The 17705-nt window shown below is 59.1% G+C and carries 6 protein-coding genes and 1 pseudogene; 1 reads left to right on the top strand and 6 read right to left on the bottom strand.

The annotated features are described in order from the left end of the window. The first annotated feature begins 13 nt into the window (after positions 1–13). Positions 14–532, top strand: a complete 519-nt coding sequence (locus I6L74_RS03195; RefSeq protein WP_059177762.1) for a DUF6622 family protein — start codon at positions 14–16, stop codon at positions 530–532. A 21-nt stretch (positions 533–553) separates the two neighbouring features. Here I6L74_RS03195 and nudI read toward each other — a convergent pair. From nudI to I6L74_RS03165, 6 genes and pseudogenes are all read right to left on the bottom strand, one after another. Further along, positions 554–962: pseudogene (gene nudI, locus I6L74_RS03190) on the bottom strand (nucleoside triphosphatase NudI). 81 nt (positions 963–1043) lie between these two features. Next, on the bottom strand, positions 1044–1481 hold the full coding sequence (locus I6L74_RS03185; RefSeq protein WP_059177763.1) for a hypothetical protein: 438 nt from the start codon (positions 1479–1481) through the stop codon (positions 1044–1046). Between the two features lie 768 nt (positions 1482–2249). Continuing rightward, entirely contained in the window at positions 2250–3419 is a 1170-nt protein-coding gene (locus tag I6L74_RS03180; protein WP_096759592.1) for a beta-barrel domain-containing protein, read from the bottom strand. A 10-nt stretch (positions 3420–3429) separates the two neighbouring features. Further along, a complete protein-coding gene (locus I6L74_RS03175; protein ID WP_059177765.1) occupies positions 3430–5622 on the bottom strand; it encodes a type I secretion system permease/ATPase in 2193 nt (730 codons plus the stop codon). Continuing rightward, entirely contained in the window at positions 5619–7022 is a 1404-nt protein-coding gene (locus I6L74_RS03170) for a TolC family outer membrane protein (RefSeq protein WP_059177766.1), read from the bottom strand. Before I6L74_RS03170 ends, I6L74_RS03175 begins: the two co-directional genes overlap by 4 nt. A gap of 79 nt (positions 7023–7101) precedes the next feature. Next, positions 7102–17703: a BapA/Bap/LapF family large adhesin gene (locus I6L74_RS03165; protein WP_059177767.1), complete on the bottom strand. Its 10602-nt coding sequence runs from the start codon at positions 17701–17703 to the stop codon at positions 7102–7104. Positions 17704–17705 lie beyond the last annotated feature (2 nt).

The raw sequence follows: 17705 nt of genomic DNA, 5'->3' as shown, positions 1-17705 counted from the left end.
GACGATAAAACCTATGATGGAAACGCTCCCTCAAATTCTGACCCACACACCTGTCTGGGTATGGATTTTATTTGTCTTTCTGATCACCCGGGGCATTAAAGCCCGCCAACCCGCTACCGTGACGCTGGAAAAACTCGCCATCATCCCGGCGATTTTCCTGATCTGGGATATTTACGATCTGGTGATGCACCGTCAGTTGACCCTCAGTACGTTTGCGCTGTGGATTGCCGGGATTCTGGCTGGCGCAGCGCTGGGCTATGTGCTGAGTAAGCACGTTTCGGCCACGCGCGCAGCAGCGCCCCGCAGCATTCATCGTCAGGCCGACTACTCGGCGTTGCCGTTTATGATGCTGGCGTTTCTGGTGAAGTACGCTCTGGGAGTCATGACGGCGATGTCCCCCGAGACGCTGCAACAGCCTGGCATGAGCGCGTTTGCGATTATTTCTGGAGGCGTGTTTGCAGGCGTCTTTTTAGGCAAGTTCATCCGCTACCTGAGCGTCTATTTTTCCGGGGCACCCCAGCAGGCGGGGTAGTGCAAACCGAGCAGTCGTGCGCTACAGCAACCCTTTCTGCGTAAACGTGAGGCGCGTCGCGTCGTTCAAATCCAGCGCGCTCAGTGATTCCGGGGTCACCCATGCAATGTCCTGAAACTCTTCGTTAAACGTCACGTCTCGGTTGGCGCTGATGCAATCGAAAATCAGGTAGATCATGTAAATCTGTTCTGTGGTGCCGTCAGCGTAGGTTTTGACGCGGATGTCATCACGAAACGCCCAGGGTTTGACATCGGTAATCTCAAGCCTCTCGCCCAGCTCCTCGCGAATTTCACGTCGCAACGCCTCTTCCATGGTTTCACCCGGCTCCATACCGCCACCCGACAAACACCCCACGGTCGGACGCCATTTTGCACAGCAGATAGGCCCCGTCATTCTGGATAATCGGACAGACGATAGTGCGTTGACGCATGGTAACTCCCTGATTTTTATGTTGGCGGTACGGTAGCAGAGTAAACAGCCGCACTGTGCGCAAGTGCGGCTGTGCTGTTTCTTAATTAATCGGATTTAAACCCGATTCTGAACGCACCCAGCGCGGGGCTTTCAGTCTGTCGGCAAAAAAGGTGGTCAGTTCACACAATAAGTCTTCCATCACGCTGGCGGCGTGAGGCGCGAGCGCACCGCTGATGAGCAGGTGAGTAATTTCCTCACAGTAACGGCAAAGCTCCACCGGTTCGGGATCGAATAACGGCTCATACAACGGGTGTGAATCGACGGTCAGATAATCCACCAGATGCGCAGGAATCGGGTCGAGCAGCGTCGGGCGCAGCAGAGACAGACAGGTGGAAAGACGCCCACAAAGCGCCGCTTTCGCCACGGGGTCGGTCTCTTCCACTATCGCCTCGCCATAATTTTCGCAGTTGCTGGCCAGTTCAGTGAAATCGGTATGGTGATCGAATGGGGTGGTGATAAATGCGTTGCTGATATTCATATGACAGTTTCCATTAAGTGATTTGATGACCACCACCCGAAATGCCAATTTCATGGGTGGCGGGTCTGAACGGAGTTGGCATTACCGGCCTTAATGGACACCGGCGCGTCTTGCGACGCCCCCGTCCAGCCCACCATTGAGATGTTGCCAGACGCACGGCGCAACAAGATTTTCGCACCGCCATTAAGTTTACCGAGATGCCAATCCCGACGCCAGATTTTGCTGGCGTGAGAGGAACATACGCTTCGGCGAGGCAAGCGAAAAGGGGGGATCAGAACAGAAGTTACATCCTGCGAGGCTGCTTCAGGAAAAATGTACGGTGTTGCATTTTCCCCTCGCCCTCTCCCTAAAAGGGATAAGGCACCGATCGCGTACAGCGATGTGACACCGGTGATTTCACTCAGGCCCTATAGCGCTGTCCTTTTCCGGCTGTAAATCGCTGAGGCGTTGGCTGACGGTAGGGGCGACGCACAGGGATGTGCGTCGAGGGCGCGACTTACAGGGATGTTACCTGCGCCCGTCCCCGTGAGCCGGAAGGAAAAAGACGAAGGCACCGCGTAGCGGCGATTTTCTTGCCGGGAGCAGGGGTCGCCAGGGTGGTGGCGATTGAACCACCCTGGCACGTTCACGTGTTCCGGTGGCAACAGAGAAGCAAGAAACGTGAGGTGAACGGAACCGCCGCTTGAGCAGCATGTTTTCCCTAACCCTAACCCTAACCCTCTCCCCAGAGGGGCGAGGGGATCGAATGTGCAAGCAATTGCCGCAATCTTACCGCTCTCGCATCGCCTCTTTCGCGCGGTTAAACGGTTTAATCATATAATCCATCACCGATTTCTCGCCGGTTTTGATATCCACCGTCGCGATCATCCCCGGCACGATCGAGAAATGCCTGCCCGCTTTGTTAACCAGATAATCCTGGCTGGTGCGAATAAACACGCGGTAATAGAACACTTCGGGCTTGGCCTCATCCTGGATGGTGTCCGGCGAGATGGTTTCAACCACGCCCTGCAACCCGCCGTAGATGGCATAATCGTAAGCGGTGATCTTCACCAGCGCCTTTTGCGCAGGATGAATAAAGGCGATATCGCGCGGCGACAGGCGCGTTTCGATCAGCAGATGATCGTCCACCGGCACGATCTCCATCAGCTCACCGTTGGGGGGGATCACGCCGCCAATGGTTGTGACTTTGATATTTTTCACGATCCCGCGCACCGGGGAGCGCACGGTCAGGCGCGTCACCGAATCTTCGCGTCCTTTCAGCACCGCCGACACCATATCCACTTCCGCATTGGCTTTCGACAGCGCCTCGCGCGCCTGGACGTAATATTGCGAGCGCACGTCGGTGAGCTTCAGCTCCAGATCGCTTTTTTGCCGCTGGAGACGCAGCGCTTCTACCCGGCTGGCGGCACCGGTTTTGATCAGGCGTTGCGTAATATCCAGCTCTTTATTCGCCAGACTTAGCGCGGCTTTCAGCTCCCGCTGGGTGTCTTCCAGCTGCGCCCGCCGGGATGTGTACAGCCGCGTTTCAGTGGCGATCAGGTCCGGCCATTTTTGCAGCGAAGCGGGAAACACCAGCGGCAGATCGTTGACTTCTGCGGTCAGGCGCACGCTGGAGGCCAGCGATGCCCGGTAGCGCGCCGCACTTTCACCGACGTTTGATTCCGAACGGGTGGGATCGAGGCGCGCCAGCACTTGCCCCGCCTGCACCTGATCGCCTTCGTGGACGGTCAGCTCCGCCAGAATGCCTCCGTCGAGCGACTGCAATACCTGCTCGCGGGAGCTGGGGATCACCTTGCCCGTCCCCGTCGACACTTCATCCAGAATGCCGTACCACGCCCAGATGCCGACGACGATAAACAGCAGCAGGGAGAAAATGACAATACGTCGTGCGCCGGAGTAGCCGCTTTCGGAATCGAGCGCGTTATCCAGATCGTCCATCGCCGCGACGTCACGCTGACTGATTTTCATTTTTCCACTCCCGTCCATTTGCCTGCTGTTGCTGCTGCATCCGGCTGTTGTTCAGCGCCTGCGCTTTTGGTGCATCCATGACCAGCATGCCGTCTTTCAGCACCACCACGCGCTCCACCAGTTCCAGCACCGGCACGCGGTGCGTTGCCACAATCAACGTCCGATTGCCGAGCCAGTCATTCAGGCGCTGGATAAATTCGCGCTCGGTGTGTTCGTCGAGTGATGCGGTGGGTTCGTCCATTAGTACGATATTGGGATCGCGCAGGAACATGCGCGCCAGTAAAATCGACTGGCGCTGCCCGCCCGACAGCCCGACGCCGTTTTCCATGATGGGATAATCCAGCCCTTTCGGCAGCTTTTGCACAAAGCTCGCCGCACCGCACATCTCCAGCACGGCGACGATCTCTTCATCGGTGGCGCGCGGCATGCCCAGCGTGATGTTTTCGCGCAGCGTGCCGTAAAACAGGCGCGCGTTTTGCGTCATAAAGCCGACGTTGCGCCGCACATCCGCCACGTCCAGGTGCGGCAGGCTGAGATTATCGAGGCGCAATTCGCCGCCCGCGAGATCCATTCCGCCCGCCAAAGCCTGCAGCAGGGTTGATTTACCCGCGCCGTTGCGCCCGAGGATCGCCACTTTTTCACCGGGTTTGATCTCCAGACGATTAATACGCAGCGCCATACGCGGATCTTCCGGGTGATAGCGGAACTGCGCCTGATCGAACAGATAGTGCCCACGCAGCACGTCCTGGCGGATCGGCGTCTCTTCCCGCTGATTTTCCGTCGGCAGCTGCATAATGCTGTCCAGCCCTTCTTTCGCCGCTTTCACCTGCTGCCAGCGTGCCAGCACGCCGCACAGCGTGGCCATCGGGGCAATCATTCGCGAGGCCAGCATTGAGGCAGCGACCACCGAACCGGTGGTGAGCGTGCCCTCAATCACCATCGGCGCGCCGACCACGATCACGCCCGCGTACACCAGACTTTGAATGGTCATGCCCCAGCTGATCAGGTTTTGCGTCAGTTCGCGGGTTTTCAGTCCCGATTCGGCGGTGATCTGGATATAGCTGTTCCACTGCTGCAAAAAGCGGTTTTCCGCCTGCATCAGCTTGATGTCTTCCAGCCCCTGTACGCTTTCGACCAGCACGGCGTTGCGCAGCGTCGATTCGTGGGCCGACTGTTTTGCCAGCGCCGCCAGTTTCTTTTGCAACAGCAAACCGGGCAGCACCATCAGCACGGCGGCGACCGGAGCGATCCACGCTAGCTGCGGTGCGATGATCGCCAGCACGATCACAAACAGGAAAAAGAACGGTAAATCGACGATCGTTGAAATGGTCGACGAGGTGACCATCTCGCGGATCTGCTCCAGCTCGCGTAGCTGCGAAATAAAGCTGCCGGTGGAGCGGGGGATCGCGCTGTTGCGCAGGCGCAGCGCGTGGCCAAACACGCGATCCGACACGCGCAGATCGGCGCGTTTCCCGAGCAGATCCATAATGTGCCCGCGCGCCATGCGCAGCACAAAGCCAAACAGCGTGGCGATCAGCACCCCGATCGTGAGCACGTAAAGCGTCGGGTAGGATTGCGCGGGGATCACCCGGTCATACACCTGCATCGAAAACAGGATCCCGGAAAGCGATAACACGTTGATAAACAGCGCCGCCAGCATCACCCAGGTGTACGGCCGCAAATCGCGCATTACCAGCCGATACAGCCAGTCCGGGCGGTATTTCGAGATATAGGCATCGACGCGGCTGTCTTTCAGCGCCGCCAGCGGACGCAAGGCGACGACGTGACGGATGGCGGGCAGGAGCGCGGTCATCGACACGCGGTTATTTTGCGGCGTGGCGTCGATAAAACAGATATCCAGCGTATCTTCGCCGTCAAAATGTTCAATCACGCCGATTTTGCCTTCGTTGAGTTCCACCACCACCGGCAGCCGCCAGCTGTTGATGGACTGCTGCGTGGCGGTCAACAGTTGAAACGACAGTCCCGCTTCACGCGCCAGCTGTGTGAGCGCGGGCACCATCGGTTTACCTCGCAGCCACGGTGCGCTTGCGACCAGCGCGCCGGGGGAGCAGGCCACGCGGTAACGGCTGGCGACGTAGCCAAACGCCTGCGCCCAATGTTCCAGCAACTCCTCGGAGAGATGTTCACCCTGCGGAATATCGGTTGGCTTCATGGCTGGATCTCCACGGTCTGAATCGTGCGGTTCTCGAGATCGAACGAATGACGCAAACGACCCGTGTTATACAGGCAGCTCAGCTGGAGCTGATGCAGTTGCCCGAGGGTTTGCTGCTGCGTAAACCGCGCCTGATACACTTCCTGCTCGGCGTTGAGCACGTCCAGCAGCGGGCGAGTGCCGAGATCCAGATACTGCTGCTGATAGAGCTCACGGGTACGGGCGCTGAGTGCCTCCTGGCGACCCTGAATTTGCAGCGTGCTCAGCAGGCTCATCACCTGGCTGCGCGATTCCAGCAGCTTTTGCCGCACGTCGAGGCGCGTACGCTGGATAGTGGATTGCGCGGCGTCAACGGCGTGGCCGGCAGCATTGCGCCGCGCGCTCAATCCTCCGCCCTGATACAGCGGCATCTGGACTTTGACCCATGCGGAATACTGCGTGCGATCCAGCGTTTCGTTGCCCGCATAACGCTCGTTGAGATAGTGGCGCACTTCCGGCTCCAGCGAGACGGTTGGCGTCATTTGCGCGTTCGCGTAATCAAGATTCGCCTGAGCCACGTTCGCCTGCGCCCAGGCGGAGAGCACCGCAGGCACCAGACGATCGTCCGGTTCGGCGATATCACAGCTGCGCTTTAGATTATCGGGGAAATCGTTACTGATTTGATTCAGGTTATTCCAGCCGAGAAAACTCATCAGCGTGGCGCGGGAACTCTCAAGGCTGGCCGTATATTGCATCAGCTGAGCGCGTGCGCCTTCGATACGCGCATCGGTCTGAACCACATCGGAGAGCGAGGTGGCGCCTTCGTCATTGCGCTGCCGGGTCAGCGACCCGATAGATGACAGCGCATCAAGCTGCTCTTTGGCGGTTTCCACCATTTGTTGCCAGGTTTGCACTTGCACCATCGCCAGCGCGGTATCGTGGGCGATGGTATCAATGCTCACCAGCACGTTGGCCTGCTGTTGGGCGACACCGGCGGTTTCGGCACGCACCTGACTCGCGACTTTGCCAAAGTCATACAGCATCTGGGAGAGCGACAAAACCAGTGACGGGGTAAAGTTGTTGCCGTCCCCGTTGTGGGTAAAGCCATTGTCCATACCTGCATTAATTTGCGGGTAATATTTGGATTTGGCGATATCGACGACTTCCGATTGTTCATACAGTTTGCCAACGGCTTCACTGATGGTTGGATGCCAGTTAACCGCGCGGTTGACGGCATCGCCAAGCTTGAGCGTACCCGGCGCCGCTTTGCCGGGTACGGGGGCGATCCGGCCATTCAGTGAGGGTAATTCCTGTTCTTCGCTGAGCACGCCGGGATTGATGACCGACGCTGGATTTGCCGCGAGAACAGGGACAGATATCAGGCAGCACGAGAGCCACCAGTAAGGCATCTTTATTCCCATTCTTTGTCCCTAATAAAAAAATGTTGCCTAATGCCTGCGCCCGGGCGCTGAACGCCCGGGTCGTTTCTGACTTTTGCTATCAGGTAATGATGCTGTGATGCTGATTGACTAACTCGTCATAGGTGGCCTGGACGTTGTCCAGCGTAACAAGCGTAGTATTAGTGTAGGCACTCCCTGCGCCATCGCGGTCGATTGAGATCACCGTGTTGTTGCCGTTTTGCGTGACGTGGACGTAATTACCCAGCGTTGAGGCCTGTCCGTTCCAGCCCACCAGCAGATCGCCGATGTCAATTTTATCCCCCTGACTTACCGAGAAATTGGTCCAGTGATCCCCGGTGCTGTTGCCCGCTGTGGAATTCCCCACGGTGTTGTTCAGCACCTGGTAAATCAGGGTGTCACCGTAAGCCGTCCCGGTAATGAGATCGTTATGCTCCGAGCTGATGAACTGCGGCGCCATATTGATGGTCAGCGAGGCGGTGTCCGTTTTGCCCGCCGCATCGGTCAAGGTGTAGTTAAAGACCTCTTTCGATGTGATGCTGGAGAGGGAAACCCCGGTGTTGAGCGTATAGGTGTAATGACCGTCAGCGCCGATTGAGAGCGTGCCGTAATGGCCCTGAATAGTTGCCGTCGCGGTGCCAGCGGTATACGGGTCAAGCGTGGTGGTGACGCCGTTATAACCGGTGACGCTCAAACGCGTATCCACCGAATGCAGCTGATCCGACGCCCCCTGCGAGTCGCTACCGTCAAAGATATTGCCATTAACCGTATGCCCGCTGGTGGAATCGAACTGGCTCAGCGAATAAGCCGTCCCCGTGACGCTTGGGGTAATGACGATGCCGCCCACGCTCAACCCCGGCACGTTGCCGGTGAAGTTCAGCGTGTAGGTTCCGGCATCCAGATCCAGTCCGGCAAGATTGATATCGATTTTTCCGCCCAGCAGCGCACCGCCGGCAAACGAACCGCTGCGGATAACCGTTGAGCCATTACTGATCGACCAGTTCACCGTCAATCCACCCAGCGCCAGCAGCGATGCGACGTTGAAGTGCAGCGCCACGTTATGCAGCGCCGTGTTGGCATCCACCACAAATGTGCCGCTGCCCGTGCCCTGAGTAGGGGCTAATAGCGCTGTGGTCCAGCTTGCCGTTCCCACGGTGGTATCGGAATACGCAGTGGTGTGGTGCAGGGAGGTCACGTCCATCACGGTGCTGATGTCGTTCACCGCATCCAGCGCCCGCGCGGTTGGAGTGATATTCAGCGACGCCGTGTCTTTATCCCCGTTTGGCGCAGTAATGGTGTAGACGAAGGTATCCGGCGTTTTGATGTGATCCGCGCCGATGCCGCTGCGCAGCGTGTAGGTGTAGTTCCCCTGAGCATTAATCGTGAGCGTACCGTATTCACCCTGAATCACGGTAACCCCCGTGGCGTTAACCGCGACGCCGTTGACCTCGGTGACCAGCGTGCCCTGCGGCGCAATATCGTCCGTCAGCACGTCGCCTGTCGTTGAGGCTCCCTCGCTCGCCACGTTATAAACATGGTCCTCCAGCACGTTAAGGGTATAGCCCGTGAGCACCGTGATCCCCGCCGCGGTGTTCAGCAGGAACAGGTATTCCCCCGCCGGCAGATTCAGCGTCAGCGTACCCGAGGTCCCTCCCAGCAGCGGCGCGCGCAGCCAGCCCGGCTGAACGCGCATCTGCTCGAAGGTCTGCGTCGCATCGTTGAATTTATAGATGTACAGATCAAATACCGAGGCCAGTGCCACGCCCCCGACCGAGGCCTGGATCGTCATGGTGCGGGTGGTGCCTTCCTGCACGCTGTAAATGATCGGATTGCTCAGATCGTCGAGCAGGTTCAGCCCCAGCGTGCTGCCAAGATTGATGCCAGCGACGGTGAATCCGCCCTGTGAAGAGGGACCGTTATTGATCGCGTGCACGCTGGTGTCATAGGTCAGCGATGCCGTATCGTCTACCGCCGTGACGCTATTGACCACGGTATTTGCGCCCAGTGAGATCACCAGTTTGGCTGAGGCGATGGCACCGTTATGCCCGATGGTATAGGTGAAGCTTTCGGTACGACCCAACACGGCGGCGCTGGTGTTGGTTAGCGTGTAGGTGTAACTGCCGTTCAGGTTGATGGTCAGCGTGCCGTACTGCCCCTGGATAATCGTTCCGTCCGCCGTCACGTTGACCGTATTCCCTTGCGCGTCGGTCACTGCCGTGATGCGGGTCCCCGCAGGCGCGTTATCGCTGCCCGCCGTCGAGTCCTGGTCATAAATGACGTTGCCGCTTTGGGTTGGGATCCCGGTGATGGTCCCGGCGCTGGTTTCAGTCACATCCACATCGAGACTGGTGTAAGACCCCGTGGCCAGCAGGTTGGTGTTGTAGCTCAAGACGCGATACTGGCCGTTTTCCAGTCCTGTCATGTTGAGCGTCACGCCGCTCGCCCCGAGCGTAAGCAGGTTGGCAAACTGCGGCAGGCCAGTATCGACCACCGTCGTCCAGGTGTTATTGACGCTGTCCCAGCGCTGAACCACTACCTCCAGCGTGTTGAGCAGCGAGAGCACCACGCCCGTGGCGTTTGCGTTAATCGAGATATCTGCGTTGCCGCCATCGGAGACCACGAATCCAACCTGCGCCGTGTCGTTGCCCAGCAGCGTCAAAACGTTACCGAGTGCGCCAACCAGCAGGAAACCGTAATCGCTGTACTGAGCGTTGGTGACCGTGGCCGTGGTGCTGATATCCAGCTCCTCAACGTTATTGCTGGCCGACAGCGGAACCACCGGTGACAGCACCGTTCCTGGCGTTGAGGTGTTCCCGGCGGCATCGGTGGCGGTGATTTGCAGAGCGTTGCCTTCGGTCTGTTTGTTGATGAAGGTGTAGCTGTACGTGCCGTTGCTGTTGGCGACGGTCGTGACCGTTGAATTGTCAGGCAAGCGAATCGTCACCGTGCTGCCCGCTTCGGCGCTGCCGGTCAAGACGCTACCGTCGGCGTTAAAGGTTCCGTTCGGGGCATTCGGCGCGACGGTATCAACAATAATGGTTGTGGGGGTGGATACCGGACCGACGCCGCCCACCACGTTGGTCGCCGTGGCGGTAAAGGCATGTGAACCCTGACTTAAAACCGGTGTGGTAAACGACCAGTCGCCGTTAATGTCGGTGGTCGCGGTCCCCATCGCCACGCCGTTGTTATACAGCGTGACGGTGGAGTTTGGCTGCGCGGTGCCGGTCAGCGTCGGGGTAGTGTCGTCGGTCGCTTTCCCGTTGGTCAAATTGCCGGTCAGAGTGCCGACGTTATCGTCAATCGTGACGATCACCGGCGCGTTTGGCAGGTTGGTAAACGGCGCAACCACCGAGGCGCTGCCGCCGACGTTACCGGCCTTATCGGTGGCAAACGCCAGCAGGGATTCGCCGTTGGTTTGCGGCGGAGAAATAGTGACGTTAAAGCTCCCTGTACCATCCGCCGTTGCGGTTCCGAGCACGGTTCCGCCGCTGGTGGTAATCGTCACGGTGCTGCCCGCTTCGGCAATACCCGTGACGTGCGTCCCGTTGGTGATCACCGCGAGCGTGGTCGGCAGGTTAGGGGCAAGGGTATCCACCACGACCGAGGAGATAGACGACGGCGCGCTGGTGTTGCCCGCCGTATCCGTGGCGGTTGCCGTAAAGTTGTGCTGGCCGTTGGTCAAAATGGTAGAGGTTTGCGGCAGCGTCCAGTTGCCATTGGCATCGGCGGTGACCGTGCCGACCAGCGTATTGCCGTCGTAAATGCGCACCACTGCGTTGGCTTCTGCGGTGCCGTTCAGCGTCGGTTGTGTATCGTTGGTTGGCGTGCCCCCGGCGATCGTCCCCAGGTTCGGGACGACGTCATCGACAATAGACGTGATGATCGGTGCATTTGGTGGGGTGGCATCCAGATTGAGCACAAACGGCGTCGTCGGATCGCTGGTATTGCCCGACGCATCGGTTGCGGTGATCGTCAGCGGATGTTGGCCGTCGGCTAACGCTGGCGTTGGCGTAAAGCTCCAGGTGCCGTCTGCGGCGGTTACGCTGCCGATTTGCACGCCGTTATCGTAGATTTTAATCGTTGAACCCGCCTCAGCCGTCCCACTGAGGGTGGGCTGCGCGTCATTGGTTATCTGCCCGCTGGTGATCGTGGTCGTGGTACCCACGTCATCTACCACGTTCACCAGCACCGGAATGGCGGGCGGCGTGAGGTCAATGTTCAGGCTGAACGGTGACGACGGATCGCTGGTGTTGCCCGCCGCATCGGTCGCCCGCGCCACGAACTGGTGCGGCCCTTCAGGGAAGGTGGTGTTGAGCGTGACGGCCCAATTACCGCTGGCATCGGCGGTGGTTGTGCCGACAAGCGTAATGCCCTCATAAATGTTGATGGTGGCGTTAGGCTCGCTGGTGCCGACCAGGCGCGGCAAGGTGTCATCGGTGGTTTGCCCATTACTCAATGGCCCGGTGACGGTACCGACGTCGTCGATCGCCTGCGTAATCACCGGGGCCAGCGGCGCGGTGGTATCGACAATGACCGTGAAGCCAGGCGAGGCCACGCTGACGTTACCCGCCGCGTCTGTCGCGGTGGCGGTCCAGGTATGACTCCCGTTGCTCAACGCGCTGCCCGGCGTAAAGCTCCAGTCGCCTGATGCGTTGGCCTGAGCCGTGCCGACCTGCACGCCGTTTTCATAAATGATCACCGTTGCGTTGCCCGCCGCCGTCCCGTTCAGCGTCGGCGTGGTGTCATCGGTGGTTTTTCCGTTAGTCACCGGAATCAGTACGCTTCCGACATTATCGGTAGCGTTAATAATGACCGGTGCGGAGGGGGCGAAGGTGTCGACCGTCAGTTCGAACGAGCTGGTGTTGCTGGTATTGCCCGCAACGTCTGTCGCGCTAACGGTAATGGTGTGCGTGCCTTCGGTCAGCGGCGCGGTCGGGGTGAATGTCCAGTTCCCCTGGGCGTTGACGACGGCGGTGCCGAACGGTTGACCATCATTCAGCAGAGTAATGGTTGCCCCGATTTCGCCCGTGCCGTTAAAGGTCGGGCGATTATCGTTGGTGGTGTCACCGCTGTTGATTTCCCCAATCACCGGGCCGACGTCATCCAGTACAGTGAGCACAGTCGGCGTCGCGGGTGGTGTGGTGTCGACGGTGAACGAGAAGACAGGCGAATTCGCGGACACGTTGCCCGCCGCGTCGCTGGCGTTGACCCTGATGTTGTAAGGGCCGTCGGGCAGATTCGCGGGGGGCGTGAAATTCCACGCGCCGTTGACGACGGTGGCCGTGCCGATTTCAATGCCGTTATTGAGAATATGGATCGTGCTGCCCGTCACGCCCGTGCCGCTCAGCGTTGGGGTCGCGTCGTTGGTCACCTGTCCCGGGGTTAAATTACCGAATGCGCCGCCGGCAACGTTGTCGTTAATCGTGTTCAGCACCGGGACCGCTGGAGGGGTGATGTCGATGACGACCGTGTACGCATTGGATGCAATGCTGACGTTACCCTGCGGATCGGTCGCTTTGACGGTGAAGGTGTGCGAGCCTTCGCTCAGGGCGGCGGTAGGGGTGAATGTCCACGCGCCGCTGCTGTTGGCGGTAGCGGTGCCAATCTGCGTTGCACCTTCGAAAATGGCGATGATGCTGTTGGCTTCCGCCGTGCCGGAGAGCGTCGGTGTGGTGTCGTTGGTGACGCCGTTAGTCGGAATATTTTCTATTGTACCGACGTTATCTTCCGCGCCGACAATCACTGGGGTGGTGGAGATCGTATCGACCACAATAGTGAATGCCGGTGAGTCGCCGCTCTGATTGCCCGCCGGATCGGTGGCGCGGATCGTTAAGGCGTTACTTCCCTCAGCCAGGGCGCTCGGCGGGGTAAAGCTCCAGGTGCCTGTCGACCCCACCAACACGCTGCCGAGCAGAACGCCGTTGCTGTAAACGGAAAGGGTATCGCCCGCCGTCGCGGTTCCGCTTAGCGTTGGCTGATTGTCATTGGTGATTTGGCCGGTGGTGAGCGGACCGGTGCCGGGTCCCACATCATCAGTGACTGTGCCAATGGTTGGCGCGTTTGGTGCGGTTAAATCGATAGTCACCGTTGCCGCGGCAGAAAGGCCGCTGGTCGCCGCCCCGACGCTAGCCGTGGCGGTGAAGTTATAGACCCCTTCCGCCAGGGCGCTGCCGGCAGGAATGGTGTAACTCCAGGTGGTTTGCCCTGCACCCAGCACAATGGTGGTGATCTCAACACCGTTCTGATACAGGGTGATGGTGCTATTTTCTGGACCGGTGCCGCTGATCGTCGGCGTCGTGTCGTCAGAGCTGGCGCCTTTGACCTCGACGTTGCCTGCGCCGTTATCATCAACGATTGAGGTGATGACCGGCACATCCGGCAGATCGGGTGCATCCACGACGTTAAAGCTGGTCGGATCGCTTACGTTACCCGCCGCGTCTTTCGCCACGATCGTGAGGGTGGTTTCGTTGGTTTGCGCAGGTGAAAGGGCGATGGAGAAGTTACCGCCCACGGCAATGCCGCGACCCAGCTCAATAGTGGTGCCGCCAGGACCAGGGCCGGTGATAATCACCAGCGATCCAGGTTCAGCCGTACCGGTGATCGGCGTCCCTTCAATAGCCAGAGAGGTGACCGCCGGAGCCGCGGGTGGAGCGGTGTCGATAGTCACGTTGGTGGTAGACGTACCCGAGGTGTTACCCGCCGCATCGCTGGAGGTGACGGTGATGACGTGCGGGGCGTCGGGCAGCGGCGTGCCCGATGTCCAGCTCCAGCTGCCGTCAGGCTGTACCGTGGCGGTAACGGATGACGGGTTGCCGTCGATAGAGACGGTAATTTTCGTGCCCGGTTCGCCAGTACCGCTCAGGGTTGGGGTGTTATCGTTGCTGTACAGCACGCCGTTTGCAAGGGTACTGTCAGAGACGGCCTCAATTTGCGGCGTGGTCGGCGCGATGGTATCGACGGTGACGGTATAAACCGGGCTCAGGGGGCTGACGTTACCTGCTTTGTCTACTTCTGCTGCCGTCAGGTTGTGCGCCCCTTCGCTAAGCGCGGTGCCCGGCGTAAAGCTCCACACACCACCCGAGACACTGGCTGTGCCAATCTGCACGCCATTGTTATAAATAATGATGGTATCGCCATCCGCCCCTGTTCCGGAAATGGTCGGGGTATTGTCCTGCGTGGCACCGCCGTTGCCTACACCCCCCGCTGCCGTGATGGCCGGAGCCAACGGCGCATCGGTATCGACGGTCACGGTGATCGAGCCTGATGTCCCCGACACGTTGCCCGCTTCATCGGTTGCGGTGGTGGTGAACGCGTGCGACGTTTGCGTCAGGGGCGTATCCGGTCGCCAGCTCCAGTTGCCCTGGGCGTCAACGGTCACGCGGCCGACTTCCACTTTTGCGGCGCCGTTAATGCTGTCATAAATGACGATCACATCGTTCGCCGTACCCGTGCCGCTCAGCACCGGACGCGGATCGTTGGTGCTGCCATTATTGCTGACAGGGCCAGTTATCTCAGTGACGTTATCCGTAACCACCGGAATGCCCGGCGTGGCCGGTGCATCGGTATCAATCACGATGGTTACCGGCTGCGACGGGGCGCTCTCATTGCCCGCGCCGTCTTTGTTGGTCACGGTTAATGCGATGTCATACGTGCCATTAACCAGCGGCGGTACAGGCGACCAGCTCCATTTATTGTCACTATTGACGATGACCACATCGGGTTGTTTGACGCCATCAATGTAAATCGTGACCGTATCACCCGCATTCCCGGTGCCGCTCAACGTTGGCGAGGTATCGCGCGTCGCTTCTCCGGGATTAAGCTGAGTACCGGTGGGGGCATTGTCCGGGTTGACGGTAATCTCTGGTGAATCAGGCGTGGCGGGTGCGACGGTATCGACCACCAGCGTAAACGAGCCAGAAGGGGTGGAGGTTCCTGCGGCATTTGTCGCCACCGCCGTTAATACGTGCGTGCCGTCCGTCAGCGTATTGGGCGGGGTAAAGCTCCAGCCGCCGTTGCCATCGAGCACGGCAGGCCCCAGCAGCGTCGTGCCGTCGTAAATGGCAATTGTGGTGCCCGCAGGAGCCGTGCCCTGCATCACAGGATGGGTTTCGTCCGTCGCTGAGCCGCTGGTGAGGGTGCCCTGGACATCACCGGTATTATCCGTGACCGTGGTAATGGACGGCGGCGGCGGCGCAGTCGTATCTACCGTGAAGGTAAATCCGCCAGACGCTGTACTCACGTTGCCTGCTTTATCAATCGCGGCTGCGGTCAGGGTGTGTTGCCCGTTTGGGATCACAATGGTCGGGGTGAAAGTCCAGGCTCCGCCATCATTGACCACCGCCGTGCCGATCTGCGAGCCGTCAAGACGAATGCTGATGGTTGTACCCGGTTCACCCGTGCCGTTAAGCGTTGGACGGTTATCGTTAGTGGTTTCGTTGATATTGAGCGCGCCGGTTCGACCCGGCACGTCATCGATCAGTTGGGTAATGACCGGGGCCGCAGGCGCGAGGCTATCGACGGTAATACTCCAGCTGTTTGACGTTTCACTGCGGTTGAGCGCATCGTCCACGGCGACGGCGGTTAAAACATGTCCGCCTTCCGGTAAATGCACAACTGGCGTAAACGACCAGCTCCCGTTGGAGAGCACGTTAGCGGTACCTATTTGGGTGTCACCGCTGTAGATATAAACAAGCGTTCCCGGTTCGCCGGTGCCGGTGATGGTTGGCGTATTGTCGTTGGTCAGCCCGTTTTGCGGAACAGGACCGGTCACGTTAGCGGCATTGTCTTCCACGGAGACTATCGTCGGCGTCTGTGCAGGCGTGATGTCCGGGGCGGTGGCATTCGCCGTGGGTCCCGTGTTTCCGGCTTTATCGGCGGCCTCGGCGGTGAGGGTTTCGCCGTTCAGTTTTGGCGGAGCGATCGTCACGCTAAAGTTGCCCTGATCGTCTGCTTTGCCTTCGCCAATTTTTACGCCATCTTCGCGGATGGTCACGGTACTGCCCGGTTCCGCGGTCCCGGTGACTTTGGTTCCGTCACCAGAAACGACGGGATTATCGGGTGCTAACGGTTTGGTGGTGTCAGGCGCATCAGCCTGTCCTGGCAGACTGGTGTTGCTCGACGGATCGGTGGCAACCACCTGTAAAACTTCACCATTCGTTTGTGGCGGACTGATGGGTACGGTGAATTTCCCGTCGCTGCCCGCGGGGCCCTCACCAATCACATCGCCATTAGGCGCTTTTATCGTAACGGTGCTGTTCGGTTCAGCCGTACCCGAGACGCTATTCCCACCGTTATTCACGACAAGGTCGCCCGGTATCGCCGGTGCGGTGCTGTCAGTCGCGATGGCGGTGGCTGGAGGGCTCTTGTTACCGGCCTCGTCAGAGGCAACCGCCGAAATCGTCTGACCGTCAATTTGGGGCGGCGATAAGGTAATGGTGAAGTTACCGTTGCCATCGGCTTTGCCGCTGCCAATCGGCTGACCGTTGCTGGTGAGGGTAATGGTGCTGTTTGGCTCTGCGGTCCCGCTGACCTGAGTGCCCGCAGGGTTGAGTGTGATCACCGGTGCGTTCGGCGCGACGGTATCCACCATCAGGGTAAATGCACCGGATGGCACACTGACATGACCCACCGCATCGGTTGCGGTAAAGGTCAGGGAGTGATTGCCCTCAGAAAGGGCCGTGCCGGGCGTAAATGACCAACTGCCGTTAGTGCCGACTTTGGTTGTGCCGATTTGCACGTCTTTATCGTAAATCGTAATGAGGGTGCCGGGTTCACCGATACCGCTCAGCGTCGGGCGGGCATCGTCAGTGACCTGGTTTTGAGTGAGAGGGCCGGTAATGCTCCCGACATCATCGTTCACAAGAACCAGGGTAGGGGCATCAGGCGTCACCAGATCGGGCGCGGTGACGTGGCCGTCTTGACTGATGTTTCCAGCGGCATCGGTTGCCGTTGCGGTGATTTGCTCACCGTTAATCAGCGGCGTGCCCAATTCGATGGTGAATTTCCCGTCGCTGCCGGTTTTTCCTGTTCCGACTAAATTGCCGTTGGCATCCCTGAGCGTAATGATACTGTTGGGTTCAGCCGTACCGGTAACAATTTTACCGTCTCCCGAGAAGGCGAGATTTGTCGGTGCGTTGGGGGGTGTTGTATCCGGATTTCCCGGGTTCCCTGGATTGCCCGGATTTCCTGGGTTGCCAGGATTACCCGGATTGCCTGGGTTAGTCGTGTTCCCGTCGTCGCCACCGCCATTACCACCGCCGCCTCCGCCGCTACTCGCCGCCACGGCAATACCCCCTGCAACAGTCGCGCCACCGAGTACCCACGGCCAAATAGCGGCACCGCCGAACGCTTCACCCCCTGATGCCGCCATAAGAGCGTCAATTGATGAGATAGCTTCGTAATGCTCCACTGCAGTTGGGTCTTCTATCCACCACAATGCACCGTTGCTTTCTTCCAGCACCAGCATGCTTGAGCCCTGCGCATCGCCGACGTAAAAGTTTTTAAGCGTAATGGTTTCGCCGGAGTTCAGACTGACGACAAGGTCATTTCCGTTACGGGTGTAGTGCGAAATATCCGCTCTACCCACGTGGAGCTTAACAATTGAGGATTGACTCAGTGAGACTTGCTGACCTTCCGTGGTGGTTTCCACGCCAGTGAGTTTCGAAATGACAGAGATTTGGCTCATAT

This window comes from Lelliottia amnigena (genome assembly GCF_019047465.1).
Taxonomy (GTDB): domain Bacteria; phylum Pseudomonadota; class Gammaproteobacteria; order Enterobacterales; family Enterobacteriaceae; genus Enterobacter; species Enterobacter amnigenus.
Note: the sequence above shows the minus strand (reverse complement) of the source record. Positions and strands in the feature narration are given on the sequence as shown.

Excerpts from the sequence above, each read along its gene's own strand:
- I6L74_RS03195 (WP_059177762.1), top strand. The coding sequence starts at position 14 with ATGATGGAAACGCTCCCTCAAATTCTGACCCACACACCTGTCTGGGTA.
- I6L74_RS03185 (WP_059177763.1), bottom strand. The coding sequence starts at position 1,481 with ATGAATATCAGCAACGCATTTATCACCACCCCATTCGATCACCATACC.
- I6L74_RS03180 (WP_096759592.1), bottom strand. The coding sequence starts at position 3,419 with ATGGACGATCTGGATAACGCGCTCGATTCCGAAAGCGGCTACTCCGGC.
- I6L74_RS03175 (WP_059177765.1), bottom strand. The coding sequence starts at position 5,622 with ATGAAGCCAACCGATATTCCGCAGGGTGAACATCTCTCCGAGGAGTTG.
- I6L74_RS03170 (WP_059177766.1), bottom strand. The coding sequence starts at position 7,022 with ATGGGAATAAAGATGCCTTACTGGTGGCTCTCGTGCTGCCTGATATCT.
- I6L74_RS03165 (WP_059177767.1), bottom strand. The coding sequence starts at position 17,703 with ATGAGCCAAATCTCTGTCATTTCGAAACTCACTGGCGTGGAAACCACC.